The sequence below is a fragment of the Afipia broomeae ATCC 49717 genome, assembly GCF_000314675.2.
In the GTDB taxonomy this organism is placed as follows: Bacteria; Pseudomonadota; Alphaproteobacteria; order Rhizobiales; family Xanthobacteraceae; genus Afipia; species Afipia broomeae.
Genome location: NZ_KB375282.1, coordinates 672,690 through 689,713, shown reverse-complemented (window position 1 = coordinate 689,713; position 17,024 = coordinate 672,690). Strand labels below are relative to the sequence as shown.

Sequence of the window (17,024 nt, the reverse complement as noted above, 5' to 3'; positions counted from 1 at the left end):
GCCAGCTCAGGATAATCCTTTTAACGGCGGGTCAAAGAGCTAAATGCCGATCCAGCCGGGGCCGATGCTCCGGCAGGTCAACGCTGCCGGCTGGAATTTGATCAGCCGTGCGGCGCATGCAAGCTCGTCACAAAATAGGCGCTAGAGCGTGGCCCGCATCGCTGTTTTGTAATCGCGGCCAGCCGCAGACATCCGGCTGGCCGGTTGAGCAAACAAGTTTCATGCTCGCTTAAATGCGCAAGCTGAAAAGCTTATTGCAATTCGAGATTGAGCGAGCGAGCTATCCCGCTGAATTTCTCCTGCTCGCTCTTGAAGAAAGCCGCCGCCTGTGCCGGGCTCATGGGCTCCATGGCGCGCGAGCCGTTGAGCTTGATCCGTGCGGCGTTTTCCGGGCTTGTCGCCCACTCACCCATCGCCTCAGACAGACGGGTAACGATCGGCTCCGGTGTATTGGGCGGAGCAAACAGCGCCGACCAGATGCTGTATTCGAATTTGCCGACCTTCGCGCTTTCGCTTATTGTCGGCACATCCGGAAGAACGTCACTTCTCTTGCTGCTGGCGATCGCAATCGCTTTCACCTTGCCAGACTGGATCAGTTCCAGGGTCGGTCCGCTCAGGAGTGCGAAGGTCAGATCGAGATGCCCGCCCGTGATGTCGGAAAGCGCGGGCGCCGAACCTTTATAGGGAACCTCCAGGAATGTGGCTTTGCTTCGGGCCTGAAAGTCGGCGCCAACGATATGAGCCGTTGAGCCCTTGCCCCAGTGCCCGAGTGTCAACTGCTTGTTCCCCGGCTTCTGGGCATAGTCGATGAGTTCATCGATATTCTTGAACGAGTAATTCGTATTTGACACGAGAATGAAGTCCGAAACGCCGGTCACGCCCAGCAGCTTGAAGCTGTCGGGTTTATACTTCGCAGAGGCGATCGTGAACGGCGCGACCACGAAATCCGAACCGGTGGTTCCAAGCAGCGTATAGCCGTCCGGTTGGGCGTTAAGCACGGCCATTGCGCTGATCGAACCTGTGGCGCCAGGGACGTTCTCGGAAATCAGCGACTGACCGAGATTGCGCTGAAGAACGATATTGGCCGCGCGAATTGACGCATCAGACGGGCCGCCGGCAGGGAATGCCACTTTGATGGTGATGGGCCTTGTGGGATAGTTTTGGGCCATTGCGGCAGAGCTTGAGCACGCAACAAGTGCTGCCAACGCCAGTCCTTTCGCCGCGCGTCCGAAAAGATTGAAGTGCATCAGGATAACTCCCGTTTAGAAGCAAAGACGTTCAAATTCGACGAGCAAAGACGGCGGCATCACGATCCGTGGAATTCCGGCTTGCTGCTTCCCGGCGGCCGCCCCATCTCGAACATCCGATCCTCAGTGACTTCCACATAGTCCCCGCCCCGCCCCGCTCGCAGGATCGGGTTTGCAAGCGCCGTTTGATAAACGCCGTCCTTGATGAGCGCCTTGTCGATGTAGACCGCGACCACCTCACCGAGAACGAGCCACCCTTCGACCGCTTCGCCCTTCCAGTTCTTGAATTTGACGATCTCGGTCACCTTGCATTCCATTGCAGCGCGGCTTTCCCGAACGCGCGGCACCTTGACGTGACGGCTGGGCGCTGTGGTCAGTCCGGCAACGTCAAACTCACTCACGCCATGGGGGACCGGCGCCGACGTCTTGTTCATTTGATCGCCAAGCTCCTTCGTCACGAGATTCCACACGAACTCGCCGGTGTCCGAGACGTTCTTGACGCTGTCCTTCCAGGAGATCGATGCAAAGCCAAGGATCGGCGGATCGTAGTTGAAGGCATTGAAGAAGCTGTAGGGAGCCAGGTTGAGCTGCCCTTGACTGCTTAACGACGAAATCCAGCCAATCGGGCGCGGTGCAATGATCGCGTTGAACGGATTGTGCCTCAGCCCGTGTCCTTGTGACGGCTCGTAGTAGTGAAGGTTCTCGATATCCACGATGGTCTCCGGATTATTCACTGGATGATTGCGGGCCGGCGGGCCGCATCCGTGCTCGCGAACCTCTTCGCTTTCCTCAGCGATGCTTCGTCCGCGCGAAACTACATTGAGCTTATGGTCACGAGCACTGCCGCCGACGGCGCCCGAGCGTTCATATCGTTCCACCCAATGCTGTTGTCCCTAAACTCGCTGAAGCGCGTTCGGCACTGCGGGACATTTGTTTTTTTGGAAGCTACAGTTCTTTTTTAGAATTAGTCAAGCCGTTCTGGAATGTCTAACTTTCCGATCAAGGAATACCCGGAAAATCTCGATTAAAAGCCAAATTATGCCTTGGATTTCGACCGCCTGCCTCATCGCAAAAATGGTCACCAACATAGCAAGTTCTTATTATGAATGCACAAGCGGCAGGTCGGAATAGTTATCGTGCGCTTCAAGGGCGTCCAATTGCGCGGCCGCACATGTAGCCCGTTCGCTGCCTCATTCAGTGGCCGCAGTCGTTTTACCGCCGGACCGATTGGGCTATCGGCGGCCCGCGTCGGAGGAAAATTGGGATCATGAGGAATATATCCTCGATCAACGTACCGTTGCGTGGCACCTTCGGCGAACGCTGGTGCTTCTCAATAAAAAGGCCCGCCGTTGGCGGGCCTTTCTCCGTATAAACCAACACTTATCGACGAATAAAACTTGCCACCGTGGCGCTTGCAGCGGCACACATCGAGACGATCAGAAAAACAACCGAGGTTTCACCTCGCGTGTCCATGAAATGCCCGATGATCGGCTCGCCCAACCCGGCGAACAGATACGCGCAGAAATTCATGATGCCAGTTGCTGTTCCGGCCCGCTTGTGCCCTACCAGATCGGGGCACAAAGCCCAGAATGACGACTGAGGACCATAAACGAAGAAGCCGCACAGAAAGAGGACTGCCAATCCCTGATACACCGCCGTAGTGGGAATTGTGTACATGTAAAGCGCCGTAATCGCAGCCAGAACCATGTAGAGCACGATCGCGGACGAACGGCGCGAATTGAAGAACTTGTCCGAAACCCACCCATTGGTGAAAGCGCCGAAGGCCATTCCGACAGGAAGCGCGATGCTGATCCATCGGGGGTCGATGACAGCCGTGTCCGCTGCTGCCTTGGTCCAGTTGGCGCCAAGAAAATGGACCGGCACCCAAACCAGAAGCCCATATCTCGCGGCATTCTGAAACCCGATGGCAAGACCGGCAACCAGCAGCCGCCAGTTAGACAGAACCGCCTTGTATCTGGACAGCGAACTTTCAGAATCATCGACGTTGGCCGTGGCAGCTTCGTCCACCGCATCGTCATGAGGCGATGCAAAACCCATATCCTCCGGCTTCTCGCGAGCGATCAGATAGAACGCAATTCCGCCGACCAGCAAAAGCACGACGGGAATTCGGAAGATCCAGCGCCAGTCGAGATGGAAGTAACCGACAACGACCAGTGACGTGACGAACGAGAGGACCGAAGCGAGTCCGGCTGCGAACGTGTACATGCCGTACACTTTGCCGCGCTCGTGACGCCCCCACCAGTTCGATAGAAGGCGGCTGCCCGGCGCCCATCCCATCGCCTGGAAATATCCATTGATTCCCCAGAACGCCGTCAGGCTGACGATGCCTGTCGAAAAGCTGGTAGCCCAGTTCATGACAAAGGACAGGATAGCGCCCACGCTCATCACTCGGCGGCCGCCGAATTTATCGCCAAGGTTGCCATTGATGGCCTGACCGATGGCATAGCACCACAAGAGCGCAGCGCTGGCCCATCCCAGCGCCGCCTTGCTCACGCCAAACTCGGCCTGGATTCCCGGGATGGCAAAGCCAAACGTTTGCCGGCCGGTGTAGAAAAACAAATAGCAGAACATGGCGGCCAGCAACATGCGCCACTGCGCTCGCCGAAAGCTGGTCGCCAATTCTGGATTTGTCGCCCCTATGGAGCCTATGCTCGCTGGGCTTTGCATAACGGACATTGAAGCCTCCTGTGTTAATCCCGGATATCGGACGGCCCTTCTTTGGAGCCGTTCCTGAGTCATGCGATTGAGTGCGTCGTTTGCGCCGGACCGATCCTGGCGACGTCGTCAGGCGGACCACGGGAGCGAGTAGGTTTTCACGTTCGTGAAACTCTTCATCGCTTCCTGCACGCCTTCCTTGTATCCAAGGCCAGAATCCTTGATGCCGCCGAAAGGCGACATCTCGATGCGATATCCGGGAACTTCCCAGACGTTAACGGTGCCGACATCGAGTTCGTTGACGAACCGCGTGATGTAGTCGAGGCGGTTGGTGCAAACGCCTGACGACAGACCAAACGCCGTAGAGTTGGAAATCCGGATCACGCTCTCAATGTCATTGGGGACTCGAATGATCGGAATCACCGGTCCAAATGTTTCCTGCATCACCAGTTCGCTGGTGTAGGGAATGTGATCGACCACCGTTGGCGGATATAGCGCGCCCTTTCTGTCGTTACCATGCAGCAACCGCGCACCGTCCTTGACCGCGTCATTCACACGGCGCTCAAACTCCATGGCAGCTTTCTCATGGATCACCGTGCCGATGTCGACGGTGGGGTCGATCGGATCACCGCACTTGAGCGTCTTCGCCTTTTTCAGCACAAGTTCTGAAAATGCGTCAGCTACCGCTTCCACGCAAAGAATGCGTTTGACTGCGGTGCAGCGCTGTCCTGAATTTTTTGTGGCACCCAGCACCGCCAGTTCCGCCGCCTTTTCAAGGTCGGCATCTTCCATGACGATCAGCGGATCGTTGCCGCCGAGTTCGAGTACGAGGCGCTTGTAGCCGGCGGTCGCAGCGATATGCTTGCCGACACGGACGGAGCCGGTGAACGTGATCAGATCGGCATCCGGATCGGTGATCATGGCATCCCCCATCGAATGGGGATTGCCGGTCACGATCGAGAGCATTTCCGGTGGCAATCCCGCTTCGTAGAGTACGTCGGCCAATGCGAGGGCGGTGAGCGGCGTCAGTTCGGTGGGCTTCAATACGATCCGGTTGTTGGTGGCGATCGCCGGCGCGATCTTGTGGCTCACCATGTTCAGCGGGTGGTTGAAAGGTGTGATCGCCGAGATGGTCCCCAGCAACGGCGCGCGCATGGTGAAGATCTTGCGCGCCTTGCCCTGTGGGCTTATGTCGCACGAAAAGACTTCACTGTCGTCTTTGATAGTCAGCTGGCCAGCGAAGGAATAGACGTCATAAGCGCGGCCAGCCTCGTAAAGAGAATCCTTCCAGCACAGACCCGATTCCAATGTAATCAACCTTGCAAAATATTCCTTACGGCTCGCGAGGATGTCGGCGGTCTTGAGCAGGATTTGCTGGCGTTCGTAACGCGAGAGTTTTGGTTTGAAGGCCTTGGCTTTCGCGAAGGCATTCCGCACATGCTCCGGGCGGGCCGCAGGAACCGTCCCAACAACCTTGTTGGTGTAGGGATTGAAAACCTCGACGCGCTCGTCGGTATCGACCAGTGATCCCGCGATCCGCATCTGTTCGTGACGAACGGCTTGCGCTTGAATGTTCATTGCATGCTCCTGTCGCACTGACGCCGAATCACTGAATGCGGTTGAGGGCGACGTCGAAGACGTCAAAATTTCGCAAGACATGACCGGGCGGAATGACGATCTTGCCGTTTGCGATCAGCGGCACGCGTTCTTCCGTAAGACCTCCATGCGATCGCAGCGGTTCGGTCAGTCCCGAAAGGTCGTGGCGATCGCGGCTGGTTCCGAGCACCTTGTGCCGCGACGAGATGACCACAATGTCACCAACCCGATCCGCAGGCAGTTCGAAGCGGTCGCAGGCAGCCTTGCGGGTCATCGCCAGTTCAACACCCGGAGTGCTCTTCAGTTTTGCAATGAGGGCCTCGATGTCGGCTCCTGCGGGCGTATAGATCGTCGCGAACGAACCCAGCGATCCATGATGCGCCACGTAGGGATCGGTGATTGGCAGGATCACGCGCGCCTGCCCCTTGCCCATCCAGTCGTCGAACAAATCCTGCAGGAACAACACATCGGGCTGGCCGCCTGGAATAAACTTGTCATTCATTCCATGGTCCGCGGTAGCGACGATGTTGCAGCCCAGCGCGTCCAGCTTCGCCAGATAGCCATCGATCATTCCGTAGAAATCGTTAGCGATCTTCGTACCGGGACCGACCTTGTGCTGGATGTAATCCGTCGTCGACAGGTACATCAGGTCCGGGCGATAACGCTCGACCAGTTTCACGCCGGCGGCGAATACGAACTCGGACAGATCGGCAGAATACACTTCCGGTAACGGCAACCCGACGAAATTGAGAACGTCGTCGATCCCATTGTCCTTGACCGTCGCCTGGTCCGCCTTTTCCGAGGAGAAAGCGAAGGCGCGGCCGGTGCTGTAGTCCAGCCCATGCGATAGCAGGGTGCGTAGTTTGTCCTTGGCAGTCACGGCAGCGACCGTGTACCCCGCATCGTGAACGCCTGAGAGAATCGTGGGCGCGCGCAGGAATTTCGGATCGTTCATCATCACTTCGACGCCATTGGCGGTGTCGTAGAAATAATTACCGGCGATCCCATGCACCGACGGCGGCCGTCCCGTGATGATCGACAGGTTGTTCGGATTGGTGAAACTCGGGATCACGCTGTTGGCGTGAACGTGTGCGCCATCCTTCATGAACCGCGCGAAAGTCGGCGCGACGCCGGCCTCAATCGCCTTCTCGATGTATCCGGGCTCGGATCCGTCGAGGCAGATGACGACGGTCGGCCGCGTGGGCGGATTGTAGTTGCGGCCGTTGACGACGATTGGTTTTCCGTTGGTTTTCATGATCGTTCTCCCTTGAGCCACGACCGCGCGAAATTTTCGCGGAACCGGGCGAATTGTCTGTGTTCAGGCCGATGCTGCCGCCGGCAGACGCGTCGCCTGCGACGCCTCGATCAGCCGGTCTGCCGACCCGAGAAAATTCCGTCCGCGTTCGCCCTGAAGCGAATCCTCAATAAGGAGGCGCCATTCCTGATGATCGATCTTGTACGAAGCGGGATTGCTGGATATTCCGAGCAACCCGAGAAAATCTTCCAAATCGTCCGCGCCCCGCTTCAGATCGGGACCAAAAATCTGCTTCAGGCTATCCTCACAAAGCCCCCCTGCGCCGTGCACACTTCGCAGCACCATCGGCAGCGAGAATGAGCATGCGATCCCGTGCTGAACGCCATGCCGCAACGTGATTGGGTAAGACAGTGAATGTGCAATTGCGGTTTTTGTGTTCGAGAAGGCCAGGCCCGCAAACAGGGCTGCCATCGCTACCTGCTCACGCAGTTCGATGTTGCCGAGATTTTTCACCAGTCTCGGCAGAGCGTTCAGAATATTGCGTGCTGCGAAGACTGCATGATTGGCAGACACCGGATTGTTGTTGATGTTCCACAGGCTCTCCAGCGAATGGGACAACGCATCGAGGCCGGTGCTGATCGTCAGCAACTTCGGCTTGCCGAGCATCAGGCGTGGGTCAACGACGGCATGGGTCGGATAAAGGTTCGGCCTGGCGAGAGAGTATTTTTTGCCATTCGCTTCATCCCAGACAGTCCCCCAGCAAGTGACCTCGCTGCCGGTACCGGCAGTTGTCGGAACAGCAATGATTGGGATCGCCGAGAGCTGCTCCGCGCCCTTCTGCTCTTCGAGGAACAGCTTCACCCTTCCAAAGTCGCCGCTGGCGGCCGCAAACACCTTGGCTGAATCGATGACGGAACCACCGCCGAGCGCCACGATGACTTCCGGCTGCAATTGCAGTTGGGCAAAGCGCTTGGTTTGCTCGCTGAGCAACTGGTAGTCGGGATTGGGCGCCACATCGCGAATGGTCAGAGCAGGTGAGCCCGCGTCTTTAGCCAATCCGCTCAAAAGCGCGTCGAAGAAAGGCTCGCCATAGGTGACCACGGCATATCTGCGGTTTCCGATCAGCCCGGGTAGCTTCGCAAAGCTGTCGATGCCGAATTCGATCTGAACGGGGTTTGCGTATTTCCACACCATCGCGTTTCTCCCTTTCGAGCGATGGTAGGCAGCTCCCTACTATTGACAAATTCATATTTGCGATAGGAATTATTGATTATGTCAATAGTGTTCAGCCAGATCCGCGCCTTCCACGCCGTCGCCGAGCACGGCGGCTTTACAGCGGCTTCACGCGTCCTGAACGTCGGGCAGCCAACCTTGACCATTCAGGTCAAGGAGCTTGAAGAGAGTTACGGCGTTGAACTTCTGATCCGCAAATCGAGACGGGTCGAATTGACGGAAGCCGGCGCCGCGCTGTTTGAAATTACCCGCGGCATCATGAAGTTCTGTGACGAAGCCCACGAGTTGTTGGCCGCGCATGGCCAATCGACAAAGGGGCAGCTCCGCCTCGCAACGGTAGGCCCCTTTCACGCGACCGAGATTCTGGCAGCCTTCAATCGAGATCATCCTGGTGTGCAGATTTCGACACTGCTTGGAAATTCTGAGCGCACGCTTCGCCACATCATCGACTTCGAAGCGGAGGTTGCCATTCTCGCAGAGGTCCCTGACGATCCGCGTGTCATAATGATCCCCTATCGAACGCATCGCGTGGTCGTCTTCGTGAATGGAGATCACCCCTGGTTCAACCGGAAGTCGATAAAGCTGCATGAACTTGCGGATCAGAGATTTGTCTTGCGCGAACGCGGCTCAACCACGCGGCGCGCGTTCGAAGCGGCTATGCAGGAGGAAGGAATCACGGTCAATCCGGTCTTCGAGATCGAAAGCCGGGAAGGTGTTTGGAAAGCAGTCGAGCGAGGACTCGGCATCAGCGTAGTTGCTGACTTTGAATTCGTTCCGCACCCGAACTTGCGCGCACTCGAAATCCAAGGGCGCGCAATAAGAACACAATACAGCATCGCCTATCACAAGGATCGGGCGCACTCCCCGATCATAAAGGCCTTTGTCAAGACGGTCAGTGAAATGAAAGCCGGTTTTGCGAAAGGCCCTGCGGAAAAACGAAGTATCTCTTCCTCGCGCAAAAGATAACGGAGACTACGTGCCCTACCGCGCAGTGGTCTTATTCTCCGGTACGTGAAGCAGGTCTTCGGAAACAGCAGAGTAGGCGCCGGCCTGCACGAAATTAGGTATCCTACCGAACTTCTCGAAGCGGCCGCGCTCTGACCGTTCTCAAAAGCAACGACGGGATGCGCCAGCAATGGCGCATCCCGTTGTCTTTTCACAGCCTTAACGATCTCTCACCTCGCCAGGCATCATCTCTCTCAACCGAGAGAGTTGATCACTGCAACAACATCACCCGCGCGTAACGTCTGCCCAGGCCTGATGCGGATAGACGATATCCGACCGGCGACAGGTGCCTGTACGCTGATTTCCATTTTCATCGATTCGATGATCGCAATCGCATCACCCGCCGCGACATCTGCGCCTTCCTTCACCAGAATTTTCCAGACGTTGCCTGGAACCTCCGAAAACGCGCCGGTATCGCCATCGGGAATATCCTCGGCATTCACACCCGCGCTGACTCCAATGTCGTCAGGCACCTCATCTATGCGTAGATCCTTCCAGCGCTGACGTTCGCCCTCGAAGGCTGCCTGTTGCCGCAGTTTGAACGTCGCAATGCTGTCTCGGTCACGGACCAGAGCCTTGGCATAATCAGCATAGGAAAATTCGCTCTCCTCGATCTTTAGCGGATAGGCGCCGTGCGGAAATGCCGCGCGGGCCTCCAGCAATTCCTCCGCACTAACGGGAAAAAAGCGAATCTCGTCGAAGAACCGCAGCAGCCATGGATGCCCCGGCTTGAAGACAGGCGTGGTTAGCCATGTATTCCACATTTGAATTGTGCGGCCGAACAATTGATAGCCACCAGGCCCTTCCATGCCATAGATGCACATATAGGCGCCGCCGATGCCGACGGCATTCTCCGGTGTCCAGGTTCGCGCGGGGTTGTATTTCGTCGTGACAAGCCGGTGACGCGGATCGATCGGCGTTGCCACCGGCGCACCAAGATAGACATCGCCAAGACCGAGCACGAGATAACTCGCATCGAAGACAATCCGCTTAACGTCGTCTTCGCTGTCCAGACCGTTGATGCGCCGGATGAACTCGATGTTCGACGGACACCACGGCGCATCGGCACGCACCAGTTCCTGATACTTCTGCATCGCCAGAACAGCCTGCGGATCGTTCCACGACAGCGGCAGGTGCACGATGCGGCTCGGAACTTTCATGGCATCAACGGGAGGCAGCTCTCGTTCAAGACTTTGAAGAACATCCAGCAACCGGCGGCGTGAAAGAACCGCGCTGTCATAGTGGATTTGCAGCGAACGAATGCCTGGGGTGAGATCGATGATGCCCGGCAGCTTCACCCGGGCGACAGCCTCCGCGAGAAGGTGAACGCGAAGCCGTAGCGCGATGTCGAGTTCCATCGGACCATATTCGACCAGCAGGTTGTCGTCGCCTGCACGCCGATAGACCACCGGAAGTGGCCCGTCGTCGCTCCGTCCAACGATAGCGGACCCGAGCGTTGAATTTCCATTCAATGGTAGCGGTCCGGCGACCGGATCGTCCTTCCGGGATGCGGGGACGAAACGAACGGTGTCACCGGGCCGAAGCTGGCCGGTTTTCCAGAGTTCGTCGCGTGCCACCACGGCAGGACAAACAAAACCGCCGAGGCTCGGCCCGTCAGGCCCGAGGATGATCGGCATGTCACCGGTGAAATCGATTGATCCTACCGCATAGGCATTATCGTGAATGTTGGAGGGATGCAGCCCTGCCTCGCCGCCATCCGCTCGCGCCCACGCCGGCTTGGGCCCCGTCAACCGCACGCCAGTGCGCGCGCTGTTGAAATGCACTTCGTACTGCGCGGAAAACAATGTTGCGATGTCATCGTAACGAAAGAAATCAGGCGCTCCATGCGGGCCGTAAATTACCCCGATCTCCCAGTCACGGGTCAGTACAGGGCGCTCTTCGGTCGTCAAAGCACGCGGAGTCTTCAAACCGCCGGTCTCTTCAGCAATATGCAGCACGTCTCCCGCCTTTAACGCGCCGGTGGCGTGGCCGCCGAACATCCCGAGCGTGAACACCGCGCGCGATCCGAAAACCTCCGGCGCGTCGAATCCACCGCGCACGGCGAGATAACAACGCTGACCCGCACCCTCGATCTTGCCGATCGCAAGCGTCTGACCCGCCTGTATCACCACGGGGGAACCATGCTCGACCGCAACACCATCGAGTTTTGCCGACATCTGCGCACCGGCAAGACCGATGGTGGCTCCCGCGTTGAAGCGCAACGTTGGTCCATTGACGGTTAGTTCCAGTGCGGCCGTCGTCTCTGGATTCCCGACAATGGTATTGGCCAAGCGAAACGACCGCTCGTCCATCGGGCCACTCGGCGGAACGCCGACATGCCAGAGATGCAGCCGGCCCGGCAATTCCTGCACGCCGGATTGCGCGCCGGGAGCAAGCACATCGATGGTACGCGGGGTATATACGAAGTCGTTCAGAACATTTGTGGCGACGCGGCCGCTGCGGAAAATCTCCGAGTTGGCAATCGCACGCAGATAGCCAAGGTTGGTTTCGATCCCAGCAACAGTTGAGCTGTTCAGCACGCTGTCGATCTTTTCAATCGCATCCTTACGCGTGTCCGCCGAGACAATTACCTTCGCCAGCATGGGGTCATAAAACGGTGTGACCTCGACGCCGGTTTCGATCCATCCGTCGACACGCGCATCATCCGGGAAACGAACACAGGTCAGGCGTCCGGCGCTGGGACGAAACCCGGCATTGGGATTCTCGGCGTAAACCCGCACCTCTATGGCCGCGCCCTTCGGCACCAGCGGACCCAATCCCGCCAATACATCTTCACCGGCAGCCTGCCGCACCATCCACTCAACCAGATCGATGCCGAACACAGCCTCGGTCACAGGATGCTCGACTTGAAGCCGGGTGTTGACCTCAAGAAAGTAGAAATCCTCGCGCTCGACGTCGTAAATGAATTCCACCGTGCCGGCAGACTCGTAGGCCACGCTCCTGCCCAGCGCAACCGCGGCCTCATGAAGTCGCGCCCGCATCTCTTCGCTCAGACCCGGCGCCGGTGTTTCTTCGATGACTTTCTGGTTCCGTCGCTGCAGCGAGCAGTCGCGCTCGCCGAGCGCCACCACGTTGCCCTTGCCGTTGCCGAATATCTGCACCTCGATGTGCCGCGCCTCGGCGACAAACCGCTCGAGATAAACCCGCGCGTCGCCGAAGCTCGCCCGTGCCGTGCGCTGCACGGTAGCAAAGCGTTCACGGAGTGCATCGGCATCGTAACAGAGCTGCATGCCGATGCCGCCGCCGCCCGCGGTGCTTTTCAGCATCAACGGGTAACCGACAATTTCGGCTTCAGCCAACGCCTCCTCGACGGTCTCGAGCAGTCCGGAACCGGGCAGCAGCGGAACGCGGCTTAAGCGCGCGATCTCGCGGGCCTTGTGCTTCAGCCCGAACGCGTCGAGATGTTCGGGACGCGGCCCGATGAACGCGATGTCATGTTCGGCCAGCTTCTCGGCAAAGCTGCGGTTCTCCGAGAGAAATCCGTAACCCGGATGAACAGCCTGCGCACCACTATGCAGGCATGCCGCAATGATCGCATCGACGTTGAGATAGCTCTCCGCAGCCGGTGCCGGACCGACACGGATCGCTTCATCCGCATCAAGAACAGGCCGCGTGAACCGATCGGCATCGGAATAGACGGCGACCGACGCAATGCCCATACGGCGCAATGTTTTTCCGATCCGCCCAGCGATTTCGCCGCGGTTGGCAATGAGGACCTTGCTGAACATGCGATCAGTCCTCTTGCGCTTCGAAAATCATCACCTGGATCGGCGTCGGAAAGAAACCGTTACAGGGATTATTGATTTGCGGGCAATTAGAGATCAGGCACAGCACATCCATCTCCGCGACCATTTCGACATAGTCACCCGGCTTTGAGACGCCGTCGACCACGGTAAAATTTCCGGAGGGATCGATTGGCACGTTCATGAAGAAATTCAGGTTCGGCACGATGTCGCGCTTCGACATGCCGTGTTTCGCTGCCTCGATCAGGAAGTTCTCGCGGCAGGCATGGAGATACTTGGTGCCGTGACCGAAGCGAACGGTGTTGCTTTCGCACGAGCAGGCGCCCGCAGACGTATCATGCAAGCCGCAGGTGTCCGCTGTGACGCGCAGCATGACACGCCCCTCGTTGGACATGATGCGTGTCCCCGTGCTGACATAGGCGGAACCTTGCGCGCGCAAGGTGTCCTGACCGCTGTAACGCTCCTGATAGTCATCGGCGCGATAGAACAGCGTGTCGACCGCCTGCTGACCATGGCTGTCGATGATGCGCAACGTCTGCCCTTTGCGGACAATGACGGACCACGGAGCATTGGCCGGAATTTCGGTGTCGAGAACGATGCGGCCCTGAACCGGAACGGTGTGAATCGTCATAGCTCACGCCTCCGAGCTGGAGTTAAGGAAGAAGGCGTTGTTCTCAAAGGCGCGCGCGGCTTCCGCGCTCGCCGTGCGGCAAAGGTCATTATCTCCCACGCGTCCCGCGCGATAACGTACGATTTCGGCATCGCCCGTCGCATAGGTCAGCGACGCGTCCAACGGATGCGGACAATTAGACAATGCCACCAGCACATCCATCTCGGCGCGCAGGTCGATAAAGTCCCCTGCCTGGCGGCGGCTTGCATCCCACTGAAAGCGCCCTTCGGCGTCGACATTCACCGGTGCAAAGAAGCTGATGCACGGATGGACATCGCGGCGGTCGAGCCCTAACTTTCCGGCCGCGAGTATGAAGTTGTCGCGCGTGTTGCGAAGGGTCGTCGTGTGATAGCGGGCTTCGTTTGTTGCCACCGTGGAAGCGCCCGCGAGCGCATCATGTGCACCGCCGGTGGTCTCTTCCACGATACTGAACAGCACACGGCCCATATCGGACAGAATCACGCGGCCCTTGCGCAGGCTGGCAGCCCATTGAACTTTGACGGTGTCCGCGTGATTCAACCGTTCGCTTGTATCGGCCGCACTCCACGCCAGCAGACTAATGCAGGACTTGCCTCCAGTGTTTACAAGCCGCAGCGCCTCGCCGCGGTTAAGCCGCGTGGTCCAGTACCAGCCGCCGGGCACGATCTCCCGATGAATGATTGCCGAAGCAGCGATAGCAGCACCATCGCGCGGGGTCGGAGGCGGCAGCGCGCGCGGCGCGTGCCCCTGTCCTGCCGCCTTCAATTCCTCGTAGCGCTTTCTGTTGGCCGCAACTTCGGCCTGCTGCTCCTTGGTCAGGATCATGGTTTGCCCTTTCTCAGACAGACACGCCGGGCCGTCCCGGCTCATGCTCCTTGTTTGGCCGGGTCGTCCCGGCCAGAGCGGTTTGTTGCAAGCCGCCGGACCTCGGCGGTTCTGCGCGGGTAGATTTCGAGATCGCGTGAAATGGTGGCCCCGTAGCGCTCGCGCTCCTCGGGCCGGTTACGGTTACGTTCAAATGCGATCACACGTGTCGCCAGCCGGAACGCCTCACTCAAGTCATGCGTGACCATGACGACGGTGAGTTCGGTTTCGTTCCAGAGCCGCTTCATCAACACATGAATGTCAGCGCGAATACCGGGATCGAGCGCGCCGAACGGCTCATCGAGCAGAAGAATCCTGGGACCGCGCATAATCGCCTGGGCCAGCGCCAGCCGCTGCTGCATGCCGCCGGACAGCGCCGCCGGATACTTGCTTTCCTGCCCGGCCAGCCCGACTTCCGCCAGCAGCGCCATCGCTTCGTCGGTTGCGGCACGCTTTGCCGCTCCGAACAAGCGACCGGTGATCTTCGCATGCTGAAGCTCGCGCCCGAGCAGGACGTTTTGCAGCACCGTCAGATGCGGAAAAACGGAGTAGCGCTGGAACACAACGCCGCGATCGGCATCCGGCTCCGGCGACAGCGGCACACCGTCGACCAGAATCTGCCCGCGCGTCGGGCTTTCCTCGCCGAGCAGCATGCGTAGAAATGTGGTCTTGCCGCATCCCGAGGGGCCGACAAGCGCGAGAAATGCACGCGGCTCAACGTCGAGCGTGATCTGCTCGAGCACGATGTGATCGCCGTACTCTTTCCAGACGTTGTCGAAGCGGATCGCGCTCATTCCGCCCTCACCGACGCGAACCACGGAAACGCCCTGCGCTGGAGCAGGCGCAGTCCGGCATCCATCAGGAAGGCAAGAAGCGTGATCCAGATCACGTAAGGAATGATAATGTCCATGGCGAGATAGCGCCGGACCAGAAAGATTCGATAGCCCAGTCCGGAATCCGAGGCGATGGCTTCGGCGGCGATCAAGAACAGCCACGCCGGTCCAAGCTGGAGACGCAGCGAGTCGATCAGGCGCGGCAGGATCTGGGGCATCACCACGCGTAGCGCGATCTGCCACGTCGATGCGCCGAGCGTTTGTGCCTTGATCAATTGCTCGCGGGGCAGCTCCTGCACCTTCATCGCGAGGTCACGAATGATACAGGGCAGTGTCCCGATCACGATCAGGGCGATCTTGGAGTTCTCGCCGAGCCCCATCACGATGAACAAAATCGGAAGCAGCGCCAAAGGCGGAACCATCGATGCGACCGAAACAAATGGACCCAGCAACGCATTCGCGCCCGGCAACAATCCGATGACAATTCCCAGAACAAGCGCGGCGACGGTTGAAATTGACAGCGCAGAGATCAGCCGGCCGAGACTCGCGAGGGTATCCGAAAGCATGAGATATGCGCCGGTCCGTGTATCGGCCTGAAAGGCCATCTGCTTCACCGCCTGCGCCATACTCGATAGCGCAGGCAACAGCTTGTCATTCGGATTTTCCGCAAGCCGCGCATTCGACCCAAGGAAGTATGCGACCGCCAGCAATACGAACGGCAGTGCGGCGAGATAGAACCGCACCTGCCGGCCGGGCCGGATGTTGACGAGTCGCATGGCCGGACTCCTATCGACGCTGCATCAACGCTCCGTTCAGAGCTTGCCCTTGGCTGCGGCGTCCATGTAGGTCGCATCGAAGCGCAACTTCACATTGGCTTTATCGCCAAGCACAGACTTGTCGCCGAGCTCGATCCCGACGGCATCAACGGACTTCGCGCCCTTGCCCAGCAACTCCTTTTCGAAGAGGAACTTGCGCACGCGGTCCATCGTCGTTCCAACAGTCTTGCTCTTGGTGAAGGCTTCCGCGTCCGCAGGCTTGTCGAAAAGTTTTGTCGATGCGAGTTGGCTGTCGAAGCCGGCGAGATCGGTGCCCGATGCCTTGGCCATGGCTTCCTTCGCCGCTTTGCCATCAGCACCCGCCGCGTTCATTTTGGCGATCGTCTCATACCAGATACCGACCAAGGCCTTCGCGAAGTCCGGATTCTCCTTCACCACGGCGGTGTTGGCGACCATCAGATCCATGATCTCGCCCGGAATCTGCGAGGAATCGAATACCTTCTTCGCATCCTTTGCGCCGAGAATTTCCGATACAATCGGATTCCAGGTCACCACCGCAGTTACTTCCGGTGTTTTGTAAGCCGCAGCGAGATCGGCGTCCGAAGTGTTGACAACCTTGACGTCTTTCTCGGCGAGCTTCTTTGTCTCAAGCGCACGCGCCAGCAGATAATGCGAGACCGAGAATTCGACCAGATTGATCTTCTGGCCCTTGATCGCAGCAAGATCGGACTTCCCCTTCAGGATGATCGCGTCATTGCCGTTGGAGAAGTCACCCATAATGACAGCCGTCGTATCTACCCCGCCCGCAGCCGGAATCGACAATGCGTCCATATTGGTGATGGTCACCGCATCGTATGCGCCAGCAGTGTACTGGTTGATCGACTCAACATAGTCGTTGAACTGCTTCACTTCGATCGTAATGCCGTATTTGTCCGCCCATTTCTTGACGATGCCGGTATCCGCCGCATAACCCCACGGCATCCAGCCGACATAGATCGACCAGGCAATCTTGAAGTCTTTCTTTGGTGCCGCGTAGGCAGCCGACGCGAGCGCTGCCGTCAATGCGGAAGCGACAGCGACAGATCGGAGAAAGGATGTGAGTTTGTTCATTGCAGATCCCTCTTGT

The 17,024-nt window shown here is 58.4% G+C and carries 13 protein-coding genes; 1 reads left to right on the top strand and 12 read right to left on the bottom strand.

Features of this window, described 5'->3' with window-relative positions; genetic code table 11:
- Nucleotides 1-251 precede the first annotated feature (251 nt).
- The 6 genes from HMPREF9695_RS03290 to psrA form a co-directional block, all read right to left on the bottom strand.
- Nucleotides 252-1,247: a tripartite tricarboxylate transporter substrate binding protein gene (locus tag HMPREF9695_RS03290; RefSeq protein WP_006019367.1), complete on the bottom strand. Its 996-nt coding sequence runs from the start codon at nucleotides 1,245-1,247 to the stop codon at nucleotides 252-254.
- Nucleotides 1,248-1,306: 59 nt separating this feature from the next.
- A complete protein-coding gene (locus HMPREF9695_RS03285) occupies nucleotides 1,307-1,954 on the bottom strand; it encodes a flavin reductase family protein (protein ID WP_430648565.1) in 648 nt (215 codons plus the stop codon).
- Nucleotides 1,955-2,627: 673 nt separating this feature from the next.
- Entirely contained in the window at nucleotides 2,628-3,854 is a 1,227-nt protein-coding gene (locus tag HMPREF9695_RS03275; RefSeq protein WP_245258702.1) for an MFS transporter, read from the bottom strand.
- A gap of 198 nt (nucleotides 3,855-4,052) precedes the next feature.
- Nucleotides 4,053-5,501, bottom strand: coding sequence for a phosphonoacetaldehyde dehydrogenase (gene phnY, locus HMPREF9695_RS03270; protein WP_006019364.1), 1,449 nt, complete (start codon nucleotides 5,499-5,501; stop codon nucleotides 4,053-4,055).
- A 28-nt stretch (nucleotides 5,502-5,529) separates the two neighbouring features.
- Entirely contained in the window at nucleotides 5,530-6,774 is a 1,245-nt protein-coding gene (gene phnA, locus HMPREF9695_RS03265; RefSeq protein WP_006019363.1) for a phosphonoacetate hydrolase, read from the bottom strand.
- A gap of 63 nt (nucleotides 6,775-6,837) precedes the next feature.
- Nucleotides 6,838-7,968: an iron-containing alcohol dehydrogenase PsrA gene (gene psrA, locus HMPREF9695_RS03260; protein WP_006019361.1), complete on the bottom strand. Its 1,131-nt coding sequence runs from the start codon at nucleotides 7,966-7,968 to the stop codon at nucleotides 6,838-6,840.
- 78 nt (nucleotides 7,969-8,046) lie between these two features.
- On the opposite strand from psrA, the gene HMPREF9695_RS03255 reads away from it, so the two are divergent.
- Nucleotides 8,047-8,973, top strand: a complete 927-nt coding sequence (locus tag HMPREF9695_RS03255) for a LysR substrate-binding domain-containing protein (protein WP_006019360.1) — start codon at nucleotides 8,047-8,049, stop codon at nucleotides 8,971-8,973.
- A 233-nt stretch (nucleotides 8,974-9,206) separates the two neighbouring features.
- Here the strand turns inward: HMPREF9695_RS03255 and uca are convergent, their stop codons facing one another.
- The 6 genes from uca to HMPREF9695_RS03225 are packed head-to-tail and all read right to left on the bottom strand — an operon-like array spanning nucleotide 9,207 to nucleotide 17,008.
- A complete protein-coding gene (gene uca, locus HMPREF9695_RS03250; RefSeq protein ID WP_006019359.1) occupies nucleotides 9,207-12,761 on the bottom strand; it encodes an urea carboxylase in 3,555 nt (1,184 codons plus the stop codon).
- 4 nt (nucleotides 12,762-12,765) lie between these two features.
- Nucleotides 12,766-13,407 (bottom strand): urea amidolyase associated protein UAAP2, encoded by a 642-nt coding sequence (locus HMPREF9695_RS03245; RefSeq protein ID WP_006019358.1) that lies wholly within the window; start codon nucleotides 13,405-13,407, stop codon nucleotides 12,766-12,768.
- A gap of 3 nt (nucleotides 13,408-13,410) precedes the next feature.
- Entirely contained in the window at nucleotides 13,411-14,250 is an 840-nt protein-coding gene (locus tag HMPREF9695_RS03240) for an urea amidolyase associated protein UAAP1 (RefSeq protein WP_041711158.1), read from the bottom strand.
- Between the two features lie 41 nt (nucleotides 14,251-14,291).
- Nucleotides 14,292-15,083 (bottom strand): ABC transporter ATP-binding protein, encoded by a 792-nt coding sequence (locus tag HMPREF9695_RS03235; protein WP_006019356.1) that lies wholly within the window; start codon nucleotides 15,081-15,083, stop codon nucleotides 14,292-14,294.
- A complete protein-coding gene (locus tag HMPREF9695_RS03230) occupies nucleotides 15,080-15,898 on the bottom strand; it encodes an ABC transporter permease (protein WP_006019355.1) in 819 nt (272 codons plus the stop codon). The genes HMPREF9695_RS03235 and HMPREF9695_RS03230 overlap by 4 nt, the downstream gene beginning before the upstream one ends.
- A gap of 36 nt (nucleotides 15,899-15,934) precedes the next feature.
- Nucleotides 15,935-17,008 (bottom strand): putative urea ABC transporter substrate-binding protein, encoded by a 1,074-nt coding sequence (locus tag HMPREF9695_RS03225; RefSeq protein ID WP_006019354.1) that lies wholly within the window; start codon nucleotides 17,006-17,008, stop codon nucleotides 15,935-15,937.
- Nucleotides 17,009-17,024: the final 16 nt, after the last annotated feature.